The organism is Nitrobacter hamburgensis X14 (genome assembly GCF_000013885.1).
Lineage (GTDB): Bacteria > Pseudomonadota > Alphaproteobacteria > Rhizobiales > Xanthobacteraceae > Nitrobacter > Nitrobacter hamburgensis.
Map to the genome: position 1 here is coordinate 2,578,207 of NC_007964.1, position 15,790 is coordinate 2,593,996.

General features: G+C 62.4%; 14 protein-coding genes. 5 read left to right on the forward strand and 9 right to left on the reverse strand.

Annotated features, from left to right (window positions below):
* Positions 1 to 14: 14 nt before the first annotated feature.
* Complete coding sequence (locus NHAM_RS11815; protein WP_011510787.1) at positions 15 to 200, forward strand: hypothetical protein; 186 nt, start codon at positions 15 to 17, stop codon at positions 198 to 200.
* 140 nt (positions 201 to 340) lie between these two features.
* Here NHAM_RS11815 and NHAM_RS11820 read toward each other — a convergent pair whose 3' ends face one another.
* Positions 341 to 1,606 carry an FAD-dependent oxidoreductase gene (locus tag NHAM_RS11820; protein WP_011510788.1) on the reverse strand — a complete coding sequence of 422 codons (1,266 nt, stop codon included), beginning with the start codon at positions 1,604 to 1,606 and terminating at the stop codon, positions 341 to 343.
* A gap of 344 nt (positions 1,607 to 1,950) precedes the next feature.
* On the opposite strand from NHAM_RS11820, the gene NHAM_RS11825 reads away from it, so the two are divergent.
* Complete coding sequence (locus NHAM_RS11825) at positions 1,951 to 3,414, forward strand: DEAD/DEAH box helicase (RefSeq protein ID WP_011510789.1); 1,464 nt, start codon at positions 1,951 to 1,953, stop codon at positions 3,412 to 3,414.
* A 259-nt stretch (positions 3,415 to 3,673) separates the two neighbouring features.
* Positions 3,674 to 4,708: a GGDEF domain-containing protein gene (locus NHAM_RS11830; RefSeq protein ID WP_041358962.1), complete on the forward strand. Its 1,035-nt coding sequence runs from the start codon at positions 3,674 to 3,676 to the stop codon at positions 4,706 to 4,708.
* A 251-nt stretch (positions 4,709 to 4,959) separates the two neighbouring features.
* Here NHAM_RS11830 and NHAM_RS11835 read toward each other — a convergent pair whose 3' ends face one another.
* The 7 genes from NHAM_RS11835 to NHAM_RS11865 form a co-directional block, all read right to left on the reverse strand.
* Positions 4,960 to 5,364: a HesB/IscA family protein gene (locus tag NHAM_RS11835; protein WP_011510791.1), complete on the reverse strand. Its 405-nt coding sequence runs from the start codon at positions 5,362 to 5,364 to the stop codon at positions 4,960 to 4,962.
* A gap of 58 nt (positions 5,365 to 5,422) precedes the next feature.
* Complete coding sequence (locus NHAM_RS11840; RefSeq protein ID WP_011510792.1) at positions 5,423 to 5,803, reverse strand: SUF system Fe-S cluster assembly protein; 381 nt, start codon at positions 5,801 to 5,803, stop codon at positions 5,423 to 5,425.
* Entirely contained in the window at positions 5,800 to 7,044 is a 1,245-nt protein-coding gene (locus NHAM_RS11845; RefSeq protein WP_011510793.1) for a cysteine desulfurase, read from the reverse strand. The genes NHAM_RS11840 and NHAM_RS11845 overlap by 4 nt, the downstream gene beginning before the upstream one ends.
* 155 nt (positions 7,045 to 7,199) lie before the next feature.
* Complete coding sequence (gene sufD, locus NHAM_RS11850; protein WP_041358031.1) at positions 7,200 to 8,522, reverse strand: Fe-S cluster assembly protein SufD; 1,323 nt, start codon at positions 8,520 to 8,522, stop codon at positions 7,200 to 7,202.
* Positions 8,523 to 8,590: 68 nt separating this feature from the next.
* Positions 8,591 to 9,340, reverse strand: a complete 750-nt coding sequence (gene sufC / locus NHAM_RS11855) for a Fe-S cluster assembly ATPase SufC (RefSeq protein ID WP_011510795.1) — start codon at positions 9,338 to 9,340, stop codon at positions 8,591 to 8,593.
* A gap of 143 nt (positions 9,341 to 9,483) precedes the next feature.
* Positions 9,484 to 10,965 carry a Fe-S cluster assembly protein SufB gene (sufB, locus tag NHAM_RS11860; RefSeq protein ID WP_011510796.1) on the reverse strand — a complete coding sequence of 494 codons (1,482 nt, stop codon included), beginning with the start codon at positions 10,963 to 10,965 and terminating at the stop codon, positions 9,484 to 9,486.
* A gap of 80 nt (positions 10,966 to 11,045) precedes the next feature.
* Complete coding sequence (locus NHAM_RS11865) at positions 11,046 to 12,203, reverse strand: cysteine desulfurase family protein (RefSeq protein WP_245269875.1); 1,158 nt, start codon at positions 12,201 to 12,203, stop codon at positions 11,046 to 11,048.
* A 215-nt stretch (positions 12,204 to 12,418) separates the two neighbouring features.
* On the opposite strand from NHAM_RS11865, the gene NHAM_RS11870 reads away from it, so the two are divergent.
* Positions 12,419 to 13,066 carry an alpha/beta hydrolase gene (locus NHAM_RS11870; RefSeq protein ID WP_011510798.1) on the forward strand — a complete coding sequence of 216 codons (648 nt, stop codon included), beginning with the start codon at positions 12,419 to 12,421 and terminating at the stop codon, positions 13,064 to 13,066.
* Between the two features lie 129 nt (positions 13,067 to 13,195).
* On the opposite strand, the gene NHAM_RS11875 is transcribed toward NHAM_RS11870, so the two are convergent.
* Positions 13,196 to 14,296 (reverse strand): anhydro-N-acetylmuramic acid kinase, encoded by a 1,101-nt coding sequence (locus NHAM_RS11875; protein ID WP_011510799.1) that lies wholly within the window; start codon positions 14,294 to 14,296, stop codon positions 13,196 to 13,198.
* 159 nt (positions 14,297 to 14,455) lie between these two features.
* On the opposite strand from NHAM_RS11875, the gene tyrS reads away from it, so the two are divergent.
* Positions 14,456 to 15,712, forward strand: a complete 1,257-nt coding sequence (gene tyrS / locus NHAM_RS11880; RefSeq protein ID WP_011510800.1) for a tyrosine--tRNA ligase — start codon at positions 14,456 to 14,458, stop codon at positions 15,710 to 15,712.
* Positions 15,713 to 15,790: the final 78 nt, after the last annotated feature.

The window sequence follows — 15,790 nt, forward strand, 5'->3', positions numbered from 1 at the left end:
GAAACGACAGCATCATGCGGTTCCCGCTCCTGATCCTCGGCGTCCTCGCCCTCCTGATCGGCCTGCTCTGGATCGGTCAGGGCACCGGTTATGTGAACTGGCCTCAGTCGAGCTTCATGATCCGTCAGATCCAGTGGGCCTGGTACGGCGGCGCGCTTGCTGTCGCCGGGCTTGTGCTGATCTGGCGCGGCGTTCGCTAATGGCGGCATCGGGCTTGGCATGACGCGCGGCGACAATCCCCGTTCACTGGCGGGTAACAGCCACCAAACCAGCATGTCATTGCCGGACTTGATCCGGCAATCCATCGTCCCTCAAAAGAGATGAATGCCGGGCATGACGCTCAGTTCGTGGAAGGGCTAACCTCCGGCGAATGCACATGCTCCGGCCGCACGCCGACGGCGATGAAGCGCGCGGTCAGGCCCTGCAACCATGGCACCGCGTTGACGACACGCGCAAACAGCGGCGGCTTGAACGGGCCGTTGCCGGGCTTCAGTGCCGCACTGACAATATTGTTCTGGACGATCACCTGCATGGCCTGCGTCATCCGCATCGGGAATTCGCGACGGCGTTGAACCTCGGTGAGGTCGCTCTCACTCACGGCACCGCGCGCGAGCTTCGCCGCCAAGATATTGGCCGCCGCGACGGCGTCCTGCACCGCGATGTTGACCCCGACGCCGCCGACCGGCGACATCGCGTGCGCGGCGTCCCCGATGCAGAGCAATCCCGGTCGCGTCCAACGCTTAAGACGATTGACGGCAACGGTGAGCAGCTTGACGTCGTCCCAGCTTTTGACGTCCGCGATGCCCGACTTCAGGATCGGCGCAAGCGAGACGACGTCAGAGCGGAATGATTCAAGGCCTTTCGCCCTGACCGCATCATACTGTCCTTTGGTGATGACATAGGCACACTGCCAGTAGGTGCCGCGATCGAGTGTCACCATCATCTTCCCCGCCTCGATGCGTGCGAGAATGCTCTCCGTTTCGGTGGATTTTCCGGCGCGGAACCATAGCACGTCCATCGGCGCGCCGATCTCTTCGACCTCAAGGCCCGCGCTCGGCCGCACCACGGAATGGCGGCCGTCGCACGCGACGGTCAGATCGGCCCTGATTTCGATCGGACCGTCGGCGTCCGTCGCATGGACGCCAATCACCTTGTCGCCATCATGAATAAGCCCCTTAGCCTCGGTGCTCATCATCACCTTCAGGCCTGGGAAACGACGCCCCTTGTCGCGCAGGAAATTGAGGAAATCCCACTGCGGCATGAAGGCGATAAACGGATATTTGGCGCGGGTACGGCTGATGTCGGCTATCTGCAGTAGCGTCTTTCCGAAATAGCCTTTGAGCTTTTGCAATTTGTCGTGCGGGACTTTCAGGAAGTCATCGATCAGGCCAAGTTCGTCCATCACCTGCAAGGTCGAGGGATGCACGGTGTCGCCGCGGAAATCGCGAAAGAAATCGGCGTGCTTTTCCAGAACGATGGCATCGACGCCGGCGCGCCCGAGCAGGTAGCCGAGCATCATGCCGGCGGGGCCGCCGCCGACGATGCAGCAGCGCGTCGACAGCACGCGCGGCTGCCGCTGCGGTTCGCGGGAACTCCCTGAAACCATAGCTGAATTCCTCCTCGATCGAGAGTCTAACGCCAAAGGCTGCGGTTCATCCAGGAAACTCCTGCCCACCGGCGGCCGCGCGCTGGATTCGCTATGCCGCGCCCGCCGGATTCAAGCAAAAACGTCGTGTTTTTCGACATTCCTGCCGTTTCTTACATTGACTTTACGCATTTCGACCGTATGTTTCCCCTTAACGCGGCCCGGACTCGAAACACGATTCCCCGGTTGAGCCGCCCGTCAGCGTAAGCCAGAGCCCCCTTCGCTTTTAAAAGCACGCCGTTCAGGGGTTGAGCGCGACAGCCTTTTACCTTCGATTCCGAACGGCGGTTTCGATCAGAGGCTCGATGTCTTTTTCCCATCTCGGTTTGTCCGACAAGGTGCTCGCCGCGGTTGCGGCGGCAGGTTACACCGCCCCCACCCCCATTCAGGATCAGGCTATCCCCCACGTTCTGGCGCATCGGGATGTTCTCGGCATCGCCCAGACCGGCACCGGCAAGACCGCCGCCTTCGTCCTGCCCATGCTCACGTTGCTGGAGAAGGGCCGCGCCCGGGCGCGAATGCCCCGCACGCTGATCCTCGAACCGACACGCGAACTCGCCGCCCAGGTCAAGGAAAGCTTCGACAAGTACGGCGTCGGCCAGAAGCTCAACGTGGCGCTCCTGATCGGTGGCGTCTCGTTCGGCGACCAGGACATGAAGCTGACGCGCGGCGTCGATGTGCTGATCGCGACCCCGGGCCGCCTGCTCGACCACACCGAACGGGGCGGCCTGCTGCTCACCGGCGTGGAACTGCTGGTGATCGACGAAGCCGACCGTATGCTGGACATGGGATTTATTCCGGACATCGAACGCATCTGCAAGCTGGTGCCGTTCACGCGCCAGACCCTGTTCTTCACGGCGACGATGCCGAACGAAATCCGGCGCGTCACCGACGCCTTCCTGCACAATCCGGAAAAGATCGAGGTCTCGAGACCCGCAACCGCGGCGGCGACGGTGGCGCAATCGCAGGTCAGTTGCGGCCGCGAAGCGCACGAGAAGCGTGAGTTGCTGCGCCGCCTCCTGCGCGACGCCAAGGATCTCAAGAACGCAATCATCTTCTGTAACCGCAAGCGCGACGTCGCCATCGTCTATAAATCGCTCCAGAAGCACGGCTTCAGCGTCGGCGCCCTGCATGGCGATATGGACCAGTCGGCGCGAACCGCCTCGCTGGATCAATTCCGCAAGGGCGAGCTGCCGCTGCTGGTCGCCTCCGACGTAGCCGCTCGCGGCCTCGACATTCCCGAAGTCAGCCACGTCCTCAACTTCGACGTGCCGCACCATCCCGACGACTACGTGCATCGCATCGGCCGCACCGGCCGCGCCGGCCGTACCGGCACCGCAATCACGATTGTCTGTTCCGCCGATTTTAAATCAGTCGCAGCAATCGAGAAGTTGACCGGTCAGGCTATCCCGAAGGCCGACCTTCCCGGCTATGACGCTCACGCAGACGAAACCGCCGCAGACTCCGGCGCCGATGCGGCACACGCAGGCCGGCCGGCGCGATCCCGCCACGCACGCGACAAGGGCGGCGAGACCCACGCACGCGGCGGCACGCGCGAAGGCCGCAAACCGCGCCGTGAGTCACGGCGCTCCGGCAGCGACCACCAGAGGCACGAGGCTCCTGCTGCGACGGCCGCCGCGTCCATGGCCGCGCCGCAGCCGCCATCAATCGGGCGCGCGCCCTCGCCGCGCCACGAGGCTGTCTCGGAGCCGGGAGACCATTCTCACCTGCCGGCGTTTCTGCTTCGTCCGATCCGCGCCCGCGGCTGACCATTGCCGGCTGCGCGGCCTCCAGTGGTCCTTCGATTCTAAATTCGCAAGAATCGGACCGGACCGCTGTTTTGTTTTGACGCCTTTTCTTTACGCGAGCCGGTACCTACTCTCGGTGAAACATCGTTTACCGCGCGTAAACTCTCTGCCGCTAGCTTTCGCCCATACTCTACGTTGATATTATGCCGGTTGGGGCGACGATTTGCACAAATCGTCGGCGGGGCGCAAAGTGGTTGAGTTGGACGAACATGAACGCACAATGGCGTTCGCGGAGGTGGCGCTCGGCCAGATCCGATCGCTGCGGCAGACCGCGATTCCGCGCAACTACGAGATCTGGTACGTCTACGCCGCCGGATACAACTGCTCCCTCAACAGGGCTATCAACGAGACCCTGGCGCGCAACGGCAAGCTGACCGAATCCGATCTCGAACAGATCTACGAAACCTACCTCTCCCCGATCAGGACCACCGACCGCATCGACAAACTCGGCGCGCGCGTCATCAACGAGATCGACGACGTGATGACCCTCATCACCGATCTGCTCGGCATGACGGCCAGTTTCGGCGACAGCCTGAAGGGAGCAACGGAGAACCTCAGCGCGGCCGATAACCGCGAACAGGTCAAGGCGGTCGTCGGGGCGCTGATGACATCGACCCGCGAGATGCAGGAGACCAACAAGGCGCTGGAGGATCGGCTGGCGATCTCGAAAGTCGAGATCAACAATCTGCAGCATAGCCTTGAGGCGATCAGGGCCGAGAGCATGACCGATCCGCTCACCGGCCTCGGCAATCGCAAATATTTCGACCGCGCCGTCGAGGATGCCGTGGCGCTGGCGATCGGCGAAGGCGGGCCGCTGTCGCTTCTGTTGTTCGACATCGACCACTTCAAGTCGTTCAACGACAACTACGGCCATTTGACCGGCGATCAGGTGCTGCGGCTGGTGGCGATGTCGCTGAAGCAGACCATCAAGGGCCAGGACATCACCGCGCGCTACGGCGGCGAAGAATTCGCGGTCGTGCTGCCCAATACCGCGCTAAGCCAGGCGCTGACGGTCGCCGACCACATCCGCCGCGCCGTGATGGCCAAGGAACTGAAGAAAAAGTCGACCGGTGAAATCCTCGGCCGCGTCACCATCTCGGTCGGCGTCTCGTTGCTTCGCCACGGCGATACCCCGGACTCGCTGATCGAGCGCGCCGATTCCTGTCTCTATGCCGCCAAGCGCAACGGTCGCAATCGGGTCATTTGCGAAGCCGATCCGGAATGTTCCACCGACTTCCAGACGCGCGTGGCCTGACGCCCTCTCGCCTGCCAGCGACGACCACCGTCATTCCGGATCAATTGACTTGTCATCGCTGGACGAGCGAGCCGGAATGGTTCGCAGATTTCCGCTTCTTCGGCGGTTGATGAATCCGCTCACATCTTGTCGTCCCGGCAAACGCCGGGACACATACGCCGCGTCTCGTTTTGGCAATGTGGTTGAGGGCCTTGGCGACAATTCGCGCCCGTGGCGATGGGTCCCCGCGTTTGCAGAGACGACCAAAAACCTCAGCCGTCGATCTTGGCCGGCGTGAGTTGCACGGATTCGCCGCACCCGCAGGCCGAAACCTGGTTCGGATTATTGAAGATGAACTGGGCCTGCATTTTTTCGGCCTTGTAGTCCATCTCGGTGCCGAGCAGGTACAGCACGGCTTTGGGGTCGACCAGAACCTTGACGCCCTTGTCCTCGACCACTTCGTCCGTAGACTTGATGTCGTGGGCGTATTCCACCGTGTAGGATTGGCCGGCGCAGCCGCCTTTCTTGATGCCGACCCGCAGGCCGACAATCTCCGAGTCAGCGCGCGCCGCGAGTTCCTTGACCCGTGCCGCCGCGGCGTCAGTGAGCCGCATGACCTGCGGACGAGGTCGCGGCTTCGGCTTGGCTGCTGGTGTGTTTGGCGTCATCTCTGTCATCTGGTCAATCCTGGTGGCAAATCAAGCCCAATCATAGCATGGGCTGAGCGTAAAAACGTCACCACATATTCAGGACGAGGCGAGCCTCATCGGTCATTCGCTCGGGCATCCACGGCGGCTCCCAGACGACGTTGACATTGACCACCCCGACGCCAGGAACGCTCGCGACCGCGTTTTCAACCATGATCGGGAGTTCGGCCGCCGACGGGCAATTCGGCGTTGTCAGCGTCATCTCGACATCGACGGCGCGGTCGTCCTTGATGTCGACCTTGTAGATCAGGCCGAGTTCATAAATATCCGCCGGAATTTCGGGGTCGAACACGGTTTTCAGCGCGGCCACGATCCCCGAGCCCACGCGCTCGGTTTCCTCCGGCGCCAGCGCCGAACTGGTCTGTACGTGGCAGGCCTTGTTTACGACAATTTCGGCAGTGTCGCTCATGAGAACAACTCCCGTGCCTTGATCAGCGCCCGCGCCAGATGATCGACTTCCTCGCGCGTATTATACATGCCGAACGAGGCCCGGCAGGTCGCCGTGACGTTGAACCGCTCTAAAAGCGGCATCACGCAATGGGTCCCGGCGCGAACCGCGATGCCGGCGCGGTCGATCACGGTCGCGACATCGTGGGGATGCGCACCCTTCATTTCGAACGAGATCACCGGTCCCTTGTCGCGGGCGGTGCCAATGATGCGCAGCGAGTTGATCTCGCGCAGACGCTCCTGGGCATAGGCCAGGAGATCGTGCTCGTGCGCGGCGATCCGCGCCTTGCCGATCGAGTTCACATAATCGATCGCGGCGCCAAGCCCGATCGACTCGACGATCGCCGGCGTACCGGCCTCGAACTTGTGCGGCGGATCGCCATAGGTGACCCAGTCCTGCGCGACCTCACGGATCATCTCGCCGCCGCCGTTATACGGCCGCATCGATTCCAGCAGCGCGTATTTCGCATACAGCACGCCGATCCCGGTCGGACCGTAGAGCTTGTGGCCGGTGAAGACGTAGAAGTCGCAATCGATGTCCTGCACGTCGGCGGTGAGATGCACCGCCGCCTGGCTGCCGTCGACCAGAACCGGAATGCCGCGCGCATGAGCGAGCTTCACCACGTCCTTGACCGGAACGACGGTACCGAGCGCGTTCGACATCTGCGTGATCGCCACGAGCTTCGTCTTCGGCGTCAGCAGCTTCTCGAATTCGTCGATCAGGAAATTGCCGTCGTCGTCGACCGGCGCCCACTTGATGACCGCGCCGTGGCGTTCGCGCAGGAAATGCCAGGGCACGATGTTGGAGTGATGCTCCATGATCGAGAGCACGATCTCGTCGCCGGCCTTGATGTTCGGCTCGCCCCAGGACGACGCCACCAGGTTGATCGCCTCGGTGGCGTTGCGGGTGAAGATGATCTCCTCGGTCCGCTTCGCGTTGAGGAATTGCGCGACCCGGTTGCGGCCGCCTTCATAGGCTTCGGTAGCGGCGTTGGCGAGGTAGTGCAGCCCGCGATGGACGTTGGCGTATTCGGATCGGTAGGCCTCCGCCATGCGGTCGAGCACGGCGTTTGGCTTCTGCGCCGAGGCGGCGTTGTCGAGATAGACGAGCGGCTTGCCGTAGACCTTCATCGCCAGCGCCGGAAAATCTTCCCGCACCCGCATCACGTCATAGGAACCGTTGGCGACCGCCGGATGGGTCATTTTCTTTTCGTCCCTCTTGTCGTCATGCCCGGCCTCGTGCCGGATATCCACGTCCTATCATTCTCTGCCAACTGCGCGGCCTGAAGACGTGGACGGCCGCATCATCTTCGCGAAAACCCGCTTCGCGCTTTAGCCCGACCATGACGCCGGTTTTATCATTCCCGCGCCGCGAGCCACCGCTCGGCGGCCCCGATGGCGACATCGCGCAAGCCGTCGTCGGCGATGGATTCGATCGCCTCGCCGACGAACGCCTGAATCAGGAGTGCCTGCGCCTCCTTTTCCGAAAGACCGCGCGCGCGCAGATAGAACAGCAGGCTGTCGTCGAGCGCGCCGATCGTCGCCCCGTGACCGCAGGTGACGTCATCAGCAAAAATCTCAAGCTCGGGCTTGCTGTCGGCTTCCGCGCCGTCGGACAGCAGCAATGCCCGCGTCATCATCTTGCCGTCGGTCTTCTGCGCGTCGGGCCGAACGATGATCTTGCCCTGGAAGACGGAATGCGCGCGATCGTCCACCACCGCGCGGAAAACCTCCCGGCTGGTACAGTGCGGCACGGCGTGATCGACCACCAGCGTCATGTCCGCATGCTGGGTATCCTTGAGCAGGCTGACGCCATTGAAGAAGACATCGCTGCCCTCGCCTTCGAGCGTTGCGAACACCTGATAACGGCTGAGCCGGCCGCCGCTCGTCAGGCTGAAGAGATTCAGCTTCGCCTCGCCGCCGACCGTGACGATCGCGGACGAGATATTCGTGGCATCGTCGGCATCGGCCATGAGACGGATATGCGCAACGTCCGCCCCGTCTCCGACGGCCACGATGAGCGCGTCATGAGCCTGATAGGATTTCGCGTCATCGGCAGCGACAAAGCTCTCGATCAGCGTGACGCGCGCCGCCTTGCCGATCGTCAGGCGGGAGCGCGTGAACGCCGACGCCGACGAAACGGTCGTCACATGGACCACGTGGATCGGCTTGGTCAGCGAAATCCGATCGCCGACTTCGATGATGACGCCGTCGGTCGTCATCGCCGCGTTAAGCGACACCATGACATCCGTTGTTGCCGACGTCGTGAACAGATCGGCCGACTGGTCCGTCCCCGTGCCCAGCACCTCGTGAAACGACCTGGCGCGGAGTCCGTCCTCCAGCCCGCCGACGTCCGACAGTTGCGGCACGAACACGCCATCGACCAGCACGAACCTGTAGGCATCACCGAGGGATTGGGCTTTCAGAATCTCGCCGGCCTTCGCCAGCGCCGCCTGATCCGGCGCAGCCGCCAGCGGCAATACCTCGCGCATCAGCACGCGCAGATCGGTATATTTCCAGTCCTCGACCCGCCGGTGCGGCAGACCAAGACTTTCATAGGCCTCGAACGCCTTCTGGCGCGCGGCAGCTACTTTCCCGGCACCCGGCAAACGCGAGCACGCGACGGCGAAAGCCTCGCTCGCCGCGCGGCCAGTGTCAGTCTTTGCCAATGCAACATCCATCATCAAATCCGTTCAGATCGTATTTCCCGGCATGATCTCATCCGAAAACCGGAAGGCCGCTCCCGGGGTCATGCTTCCTCGAACTGCGCGTATCCGGAGGCCTCGAGCTCCAGCGCCAGATCCTTGTCTCCGCTTTTCACGACCCGGCCTTTCGACATCACGTGCACGAAATCAGGCACGATGTAATTGAGCAGCCGCTGATAGTGCGTGATGACGACCATGGCGCGATCCTTCGAGCGCAACGCATTGACGCCATCGGCCGCAACGCGCAGCGCGTCGATGTCCAGACCGGAGTCCATTTCGTCGAGGATGCACAGGCTCGGCTCGAACAGCCCCATTTGCAGCACCTCGTTGCGCTTCTTCTCGCCGCCGGAAAAGCCGACGTTGATGCCACGACGCAGCATATCCTGCGGAATGTTCAGCGAGGCCGCGACCTCACGCACTTTTTTCAGGAAATTCGGTGTCGAATACTCGCTCTCGCCGCGCGCCTTGCGCTGCGCGTTCAGCGCGGTCCGCAAGAACGTCATGGTGGCGACACCCGGAATTTCAACCGGATACTGGAAAGCGAGGAACACGCCCTTTGCGGCGCGCTGGTCGGGCTCCATCGCCAGCAGGTCCTCGCCCCCGAGCAGGATTTCGCCCTCGGTGACCTCATAGCCCGGCTTGCCGGCGATCACGTGGCTCAGCGTCGATTTGCCGGAACCGTTCGGTCCCATGATGGCATGGACTTCGCCCCTGTTGACGATCAGTGACAGGCCGTGAAGAATCTCACGCTCCTCGACACGGACGTGCAGGTCTTTGACTTCAAGCAATGGCATCGTACATCCTTCGCTACCGTTACGTCATTGCGAGGGGCGCGCTCGTGCGACGAAGCAATCCGGCGTTTCCAACCATCGGTGGATCGCTTCGCCCGGCGCAAAACCGGCAAGCCGGTTTTGTCGCGAGCTCGCAGTGACGGGGGCTAACCCACACTTCCTTCCAGCGAGATCGAGATCAGCTTCTGGGCCTCGACCGCGAACTCCATCGGCAACTGCTGCAGCACGTCTCTCACGAAGCCGTTGACGACCAGGCCAACGGCCTCCTCCTGCGACAGTCCGCGCTGCACGCAATAGAACAGCACGTCTTCCGAGATCTTCGATGTGGTCGCCTCGTGTTCGAACAGCGCCGAGGTGTTCTTCGCCTCGATGTACGGCACGGTGTGCGCGCCGCACTGGTCGCCGATCAGAAGCGAGTCGCACGCGGTGAAGTTGCGCGCATTGGACGCCTTGCGGTGGGCGGTGACGAGGCCGCGATAGGTGTTCTGCGACTTGCCCGCCGCGATGCCCTTGGAGATGATCCGGCTCGTGGTGTTCTTGCCGAGATGCAGCATCTTGGTGCCGCTGTCGACCTGCTGGTAGCCGTTAGAGATCGCGATCGAGTAGAACTCGCCGCGCGAATTGTCGCCGCGCAGAATACAGCTCGGATACTTCCAGGTGATGGCGGAGCCGGTCTCGACCTGCGTCCACGAAATTTTCGAACGCGCGCCGCGACAATCGCCACGCTTGGTGACGAAATTGAAGATGCCGCCCTTGCCCTCGGAATTGCCGGGGTACCAGTTCTGCACCGTCGAATATTTTATCTCTGCGTCGTCGAGCGCAACGAGTTCGACGACCGCGGCGTGCAACTGGTTCTCGTCGCGCTGCGGAGCAGTGCAGCCCTCGAGATAACTGACGTAGGCGCCCTTGTCGGCGATGATGAGCGTGCGCTCGAACTGGCCGGTGTTGCGCTCGTTGATGCGGAAGTAGGTCGACAGCTCCATCGGACACCGGACGCCCGGCGGCAGATAGACAAAGGAGCCGTCGGAGAACACCGCCGAATTCAGCGTCGCGAAAAAGTTGTCGGAAGTCGGCACCACGCTGCCGAGATACTGCTTCACCAGTTCCGGATGCTGCTGGATGGCGTGTGAGATCGGCATGAAGATCACGCCGGCCTTCTTCAGCTCCTCCTGGAACGTGGTCGCCACGGATACCGAGTCGAACACGGCATCGACCGCGACTCTCCGTTCGCCCTCGGGGCGAACGACGCCTTCGAGCACTTCGACCTCGCGCAAGGGAATGCCGAGCTTCTCGTAGGTCTTCAGGATTTCGGGGTCGATCTCGTCCAGCGAGGCGACCTCCTTCTTCGGCTTCGGCGCGGAGTAGTAATAAAGATCCTGGTAGTCGATCTTCGGATAGTTCACCCGCGCCCAGCTCGGCTCCTGCATGGTCAGCCAGCGGCGGTAGGCCTCAAGCCTCCACTCCAGCATCCAGGCCGGTTCGTTTTTCTTTGCGGAAATAAACCGGACGGTGTCTTCGGAAAGTCCCTTGGGAGCCTTCTCGGACTCGATGAGAGTCTCGAACCCATACCGGTATTGATCGACGTCGATCTGGCGAACCCGATCGACCGTCTCTTGTACGGCTGCCATTTCTACCTCCGCTCGCGGTTTCAAGGACCACGGTGGATTTGAAGTCTCAGTGTTCGTCCTGTTCCAAGGAAGAAATCGTCTTAGAACGGTTCAAGCACTGTTTCGTCCCTCCTTAGTAATGCACTCGAGAGCTTTCGCCAAGCCTTAATAGCCCGATCGACGTCCGCGTCCGTGGTCTCCCAGCCCAGCGAAAATCGTATTGCACTTTTGGCCAGTTCCGGACCGTATCCCATCGCCTCCAGCACATGCGATGGTTGCACCTTTCCCGAAGAACACGCGGAGCCCGAAGATACCGCGACCCCTTCAAGGTCGAATCCGACGACCGCGGTCTCGGCCTTCAATCCGGAAACACCGAAAAGCGCCGTATTCGGCAGGCGCGCGACGTCTTGCGAGAAAATCACGCTGCCTCGGGTTTGCCTCAAGCCTTCCTCAAGCCGGTTTCGCAGGGTTTCGACGCGGGCCATGTCACTGTGGCGGGCTGCGACCGCCACCTTTGCCGCCGCTCCAAAGCCCGCAATGGCGGGTACATTCTCGGTGCCGGCGCGGCGACCCCGCTCCTGACCGCCTCCCCGTATCAACGCACTCGGACCGATCTGGTTCGGCGCAAACATCAATGCTCCTATCCCTTTCGGGCCGCCGATCTTGTGCGCTGAAACCGCTAGAAAATCTGCATTTAACTCAATGATGTCAAAAGATATTTTTCCAAAAGCCTGGACCGCATCGACATGCAAAAGACCACCCGCCTCGTGGACCAGTTCGGCGACTTCCGCAACCGGCTGAATGGCGCCGGTTTCATTGTTCGCGAGCATAACCGACACCAATGCCGGCGATCCTCCCGCGAGCATCATTCGCAAGGCGTCGAGGTCCACCAGTCCGGAGCGATGCACCGGCAGGCGCGCGATCCGATCCGGCGCGAACTGCCCGCCGGCCAGCACCGAAGCATGTTCGACGGCTGAAACAATAAGTTTATCAATAGCTTGCTTGTGGCCGCCGGGGGTCAGCGCCAGGGCGTTGGCTTCCGTTCCACCGGATGTGAAGACCACATTGCGGGGCTCGCCACCGACAGCCGTCGCCACCGCGTCCCGGGCATCTTCCACCAGCCCGCGCGCGCGCCTGCCCTCGGCATGAATGGACGAGGGGTTGCCGACAATGTCCCACGCGGCAGCCATCGCCTCCCGCGCCTCGCGGCGCAGCGGCGTGGTCGCATTCCAGTCGAGATAAATCCGTTCCTGCATCATGTTGAAACTATATGTTGTAACTATACGACATTCTCTGCGCACGCGGACAAAGCCGCGCAAGATGCTTGCTTTTTGCCCCTTGCCCTATGTTAGAACGCGGCAGTCGTTCACCGGCACCACCCCTGTACCGCCGTGCGGTGGCCTGATCGCTCTTCGCCCCTCAGGTTGCGAACAGAAAGCCTGTTCTATGAGCGGCCGATTTACCAAGGATTCCGATGCCTGAAGTCATTTTTACCGGTCCCGCCGGCCGTCTCGAAGGCCGTTATCACCCGGCGAAGCAGAAAAATGCACCGATCGCTATGGTCCTGCATCCGCACCCGCAGTTTCGCGGCAGCATGAACCACCCGATCGTCTATCAGGTCTACTACGCTTTCGTGGCGCGCGGCTTTTCGGTGTTGCGCTTCAATTTCCGCGGCGTCGGCCGCAGCCAGGGTTCGTTCGACCACGGCACCGGTGAATTGTCGGACGCGGCAGCCGCGCTCGACTGGGCGCAGACCATCAATCCGGAGGCGCGCGCCTGCTGGGTAGCCGGGTTTTCCTTTGGCGCCTGGATCGGCATGCAGTTGCTGATGCGCCGGCCGGAAGTGGAGGGCTTCATTTCGATCGCGCCGGAGCCGAACCGCTACGATTTCTCGTTTCTGGCGCCATGCCCGTCGTCGGGCCTGATCGTTCACGGCGAAAAGGATATCGTCGCGCCCGCCAAGGATGTCACGACGCTGGTGGAAAAGCTGAAGACCCAGAAGGGCATCGTCATCGATCAACATACCATTCCGGGCGCCAACCATTTCTTCGAAGACAGGATGGAGCCGTTGATGGAAACGGTGACCGACTATCTCGATATGAGGCTCGCCAACATCCGCTGAGGAGCGGCGACCTTTTTAGCCGGCTCCGTCATTGCGATCGAAGCGAAGCAATCGAGAGAATTTGCGATAAGTATGGATTGCTTCGTCGCTGTCGGCACGCCGCTGCGCGCCGCCCTCGAGTTCCTACGCTTACGGTCGCGCGATCATTCCGCCGGTCATCGGCATCGGCACGCCGGTGGTCGCCGGATAGCTCAAGGGCAAGCCTTTCAGGCCCCTCACCGCGAGATAGCCGAAGGCTTGCGCCTCCATGGCATCGACCGACCAGCCCAGCGCATCGGCCGGCTCGACCGTCGCCGGAGCAAGCCTCTCCCGCAGCATCCCGAGCATGGTCAGGTTGCGGGCTCCCCCGCCAGCCACGATCCAGTTCGCTGGCGATTTGGGCAACAGCGGAACGATCCGCGTAATGGCCGCCGCGGTGAAGGCCGTCAGGGTTGCCGCGCCATCGGCCGGCGCCATGTCGTGCGGTGCGAACGAAGCGAAATCGTTGCGGTCGAGAGACTTGGGCGGCGGCAGCGCGAAGAACGGGTGTTGCAAGGCGTGCGCGATCCAGTCCGCGTCGGGACGGCCCTGCGCCGCCAGCCGGCCCTCGCGGTCGAACGGCTGGCCCATCACGCGGACCATGAAATCATCGAGCAGCGCATTGCCGGGTCCGGTGTCGCAAGCGATCAGCGTATCGGCGCCGTCGATATAGGTGATGTTGGAGACGCCGCCGATATTGACCACGCAGATCGGTCCCTCGCGGCCGAGCGATTGCGCCAGTGCGCGATGATAGACGGGGACAAATGGCGCGCCCTGCCCGCCGGCGGCCACGTCGGCCGCGCGGAAATCATGCATCACCGGAACGCGGATCGCTTTTGCCAAAGCCGTCCCGTCGCCGATCTGCACGGTCAACCGCTGCGCCGGCCGATGCAGCACGGTCTGACCATGGAAGCCGACGATATCGATGGCCTCACGGACGATGCGATTTTGCGCGGTGAACGCCGCTACGGCTTCGGCGTGAGCCAGAGTCACGGCACGCTCGGCCTCGCCGATCACGCCTGGCCGCGCGTCGCGCCGCGGCAGATTGACGGCCTCCGCGAGGGCTTCGCGCAGCAGGCCGCGTTCGTGTTCCGTGTAAGGGCGGTAGCCGGTCGGCCCAAACGCCGCCACCTGGTTGCCGTCGGTTTCGATCAAGGCGATATCGACGCCATCCAGAGAGGTGCCGCTCATCAGGCCGATCGCCGTCATCATCGTGAGGACCCCTGCTGGCTACCATGCGCCGCTCAGCTTGTGCCAAACGCGCACTTCTTATAATGGCACACAGCGGAGCCTGGCGGCAGTGTCCGGCCATGATGCGCCGGAACCGAGTTTGCGATAGAGCCGAACAAGAATTATCAGAGTCACCTAGCCATGGCCGCCTTCAAGTCCGATTTTCTCAACATTCTTCAGGAACGGGGTTTCATCCATCAGTGCTCCGATGTCGAGGGTCTCGATGCGTTGGCCGCGAAGGGCCAGGCGACGGCCTACGTCGGCTACGACTGCACCGCGCCGTCGCTGCACATCGGCAACTACCTGACCATGATGATGCTCTACTGGCTCCAGCAGAGCGGCAACAAGCCGATCACGCTGATGGGCGGCGGCACCACCATGGTCGGCGACCCCTCCGGCAAGGATGAATCCCGCGCGATCCGCAGCGTGGCGGAAATCGAGGCCAACAAGGCCAGCATTCGCGGCGTGTTCGCCAAGGTGCTGCACTACGGATCCGGCGCGAACGATGCGGTGATGCTGGACAACGCCGAATGGCTGACCAAGCTCAACTGGATCGAGATGCTGCGCGACATCGGCCGGCATTTCTCGGTCAACCGGATGCTGACGATGGATTCCGTTCGTCTCCGCCTCGAGCGCGAACAGGAGATGAGCTTCATCGAATTCAACTACATGGTCTGCCAGGCCTATGATTTCGTCGAACTGTCGCGGCGGGTCGGCTGCCGGTTGCAGATGGGCGGTTCGGATCAGTGGGGCAACATCGTCAACGGCGTCGATCTCGGCCGCCGCATGGGAACGCCTCAGTTATTTGCCCTGACCACGCCGTTGCTGACGACGGCGTCGGGCGCGAAGATGGGCAAGACCGCGCAAGGCGCGGTCTGGCTCAATGCCGATGCCTTCAGCCCCTACGATTTCTGGCAGTACTGGCGTAACGTCGAGGACGCCGACGTCGTCAGATTCCTCAAGCTGTTCACGATCCTGCCGATGGACGAAATCGCGAAGTTAGCTGCGTTGCGGGACGCCGAGATCAACGAGGCCAAGAAGGTGCTGGCGACCGAGGCGACGGCGCTGCTGCATGGCCGCGACGAGGCCGAGAAAGCCGCGGACACCGCTCGCACGACCTTCGAGCAAGGCGCGATCGCGGAGAGTCTTCCGACAGTGGACATTCCGCACAGCGAGCTCAAAAAGGGAATCGGCGTGCTTGTCGCCTTTTCCGAGAGAGCACGCCTCGTCGCCTCGAACGGCGAAGCGCGGCGCCAGATCAAGAGCGGCGGCCTTCGCGTCAACGATGTCGCCGTCACCGACGAGAAGATGATGCTGACATCGGACCATCTCACGCCCGAAGGCGTGATCAAGCTCTCGATGGGCAAGAAGCGCCACGTATTGCTGCGGCCTGCATAGCGGTGCGCCCGGCATCCGTGGCGGTGCGGATCGATGCTCCCGTCTTCGTCACCGCCGTCTTCGTCGCGCCTGCGTTCG

Excerpts from the sequence above, each read along its gene's own strand:
- NHAM_RS11815 (WP_011510787.1), top strand. The coding sequence starts at position 15 with ATGCGGTTCCCGCTCCTGATCCTCGGCGTCCTCGCCCTCCTGATCGGC.
- NHAM_RS11820 (WP_011510788.1), bottom strand. The coding sequence starts at position 1,606 with ATGGTTTCAGGGAGTTCCCGCGAACCGCAGCGGCAGCCGCGCGTGCTG.
- NHAM_RS11825 (WP_011510789.1), top strand. The coding sequence starts at position 1,951 with ATGTCTTTTTCCCATCTCGGTTTGTCCGACAAGGTGCTCGCCGCGGTT.
- NHAM_RS11830 (WP_041358962.1), top strand. The coding sequence starts at position 3,674 with ATGGCGTTCGCGGAGGTGGCGCTCGGCCAGATCCGATCGCTGCGGCAG.
- NHAM_RS11835 (WP_011510791.1), bottom strand. The coding sequence starts at position 5,364 with ATGACAGAGATGACGCCAAACACACCAGCAGCCAAGCCGAAGCCGCGA.
- NHAM_RS11840 (WP_011510792.1), bottom strand. The coding sequence starts at position 5,803 with ATGAGCGACACTGCCGAAATTGTCGTAAACAAGGCCTGCCACGTACAG.
- NHAM_RS11845 (WP_011510793.1), bottom strand. The coding sequence starts at position 7,044 with ATGACCCATCCGGCGGTCGCCAACGGTTCCTATGACGTGATGCGGGTG.
- sufD (WP_041358031.1), bottom strand. The coding sequence starts at position 8,522 with ATGGATGTTGCATTGGCAAAGACTGACACTGGCCGCGCGGCGAGCGAG.
- sufC (WP_011510795.1), bottom strand. The coding sequence starts at position 9,340 with ATGCCATTGCTTGAAGTCAAAGACCTGCACGTCCGTGTCGAGGAGCGT.
- sufB (WP_011510796.1), bottom strand. The coding sequence starts at position 10,965 with ATGGCAGCCGTACAAGAGACGGTCGATCGGGTTCGCCAGATCGACGTC.
- NHAM_RS11865 (WP_245269875.1), bottom strand. The coding sequence starts at position 12,203 with ATGATGCAGGAACGGATTTATCTCGACTGGAATGCGACCACGCCGCTG.
- NHAM_RS11870 (WP_011510798.1), top strand. The coding sequence starts at position 12,419 with ATGCCTGAAGTCATTTTTACCGGTCCCGCCGGCCGTCTCGAAGGCCGT.
- NHAM_RS11875 (WP_011510799.1), bottom strand. The coding sequence starts at position 14,296 with ATGATGACGGCGATCGGCCTGATGAGCGGCACCTCTCTGGATGGCGTC.
- tyrS (WP_011510800.1), top strand. The coding sequence starts at position 14,456 with ATGGCCGCCTTCAAGTCCGATTTTCTCAACATTCTTCAGGAACGGGGT.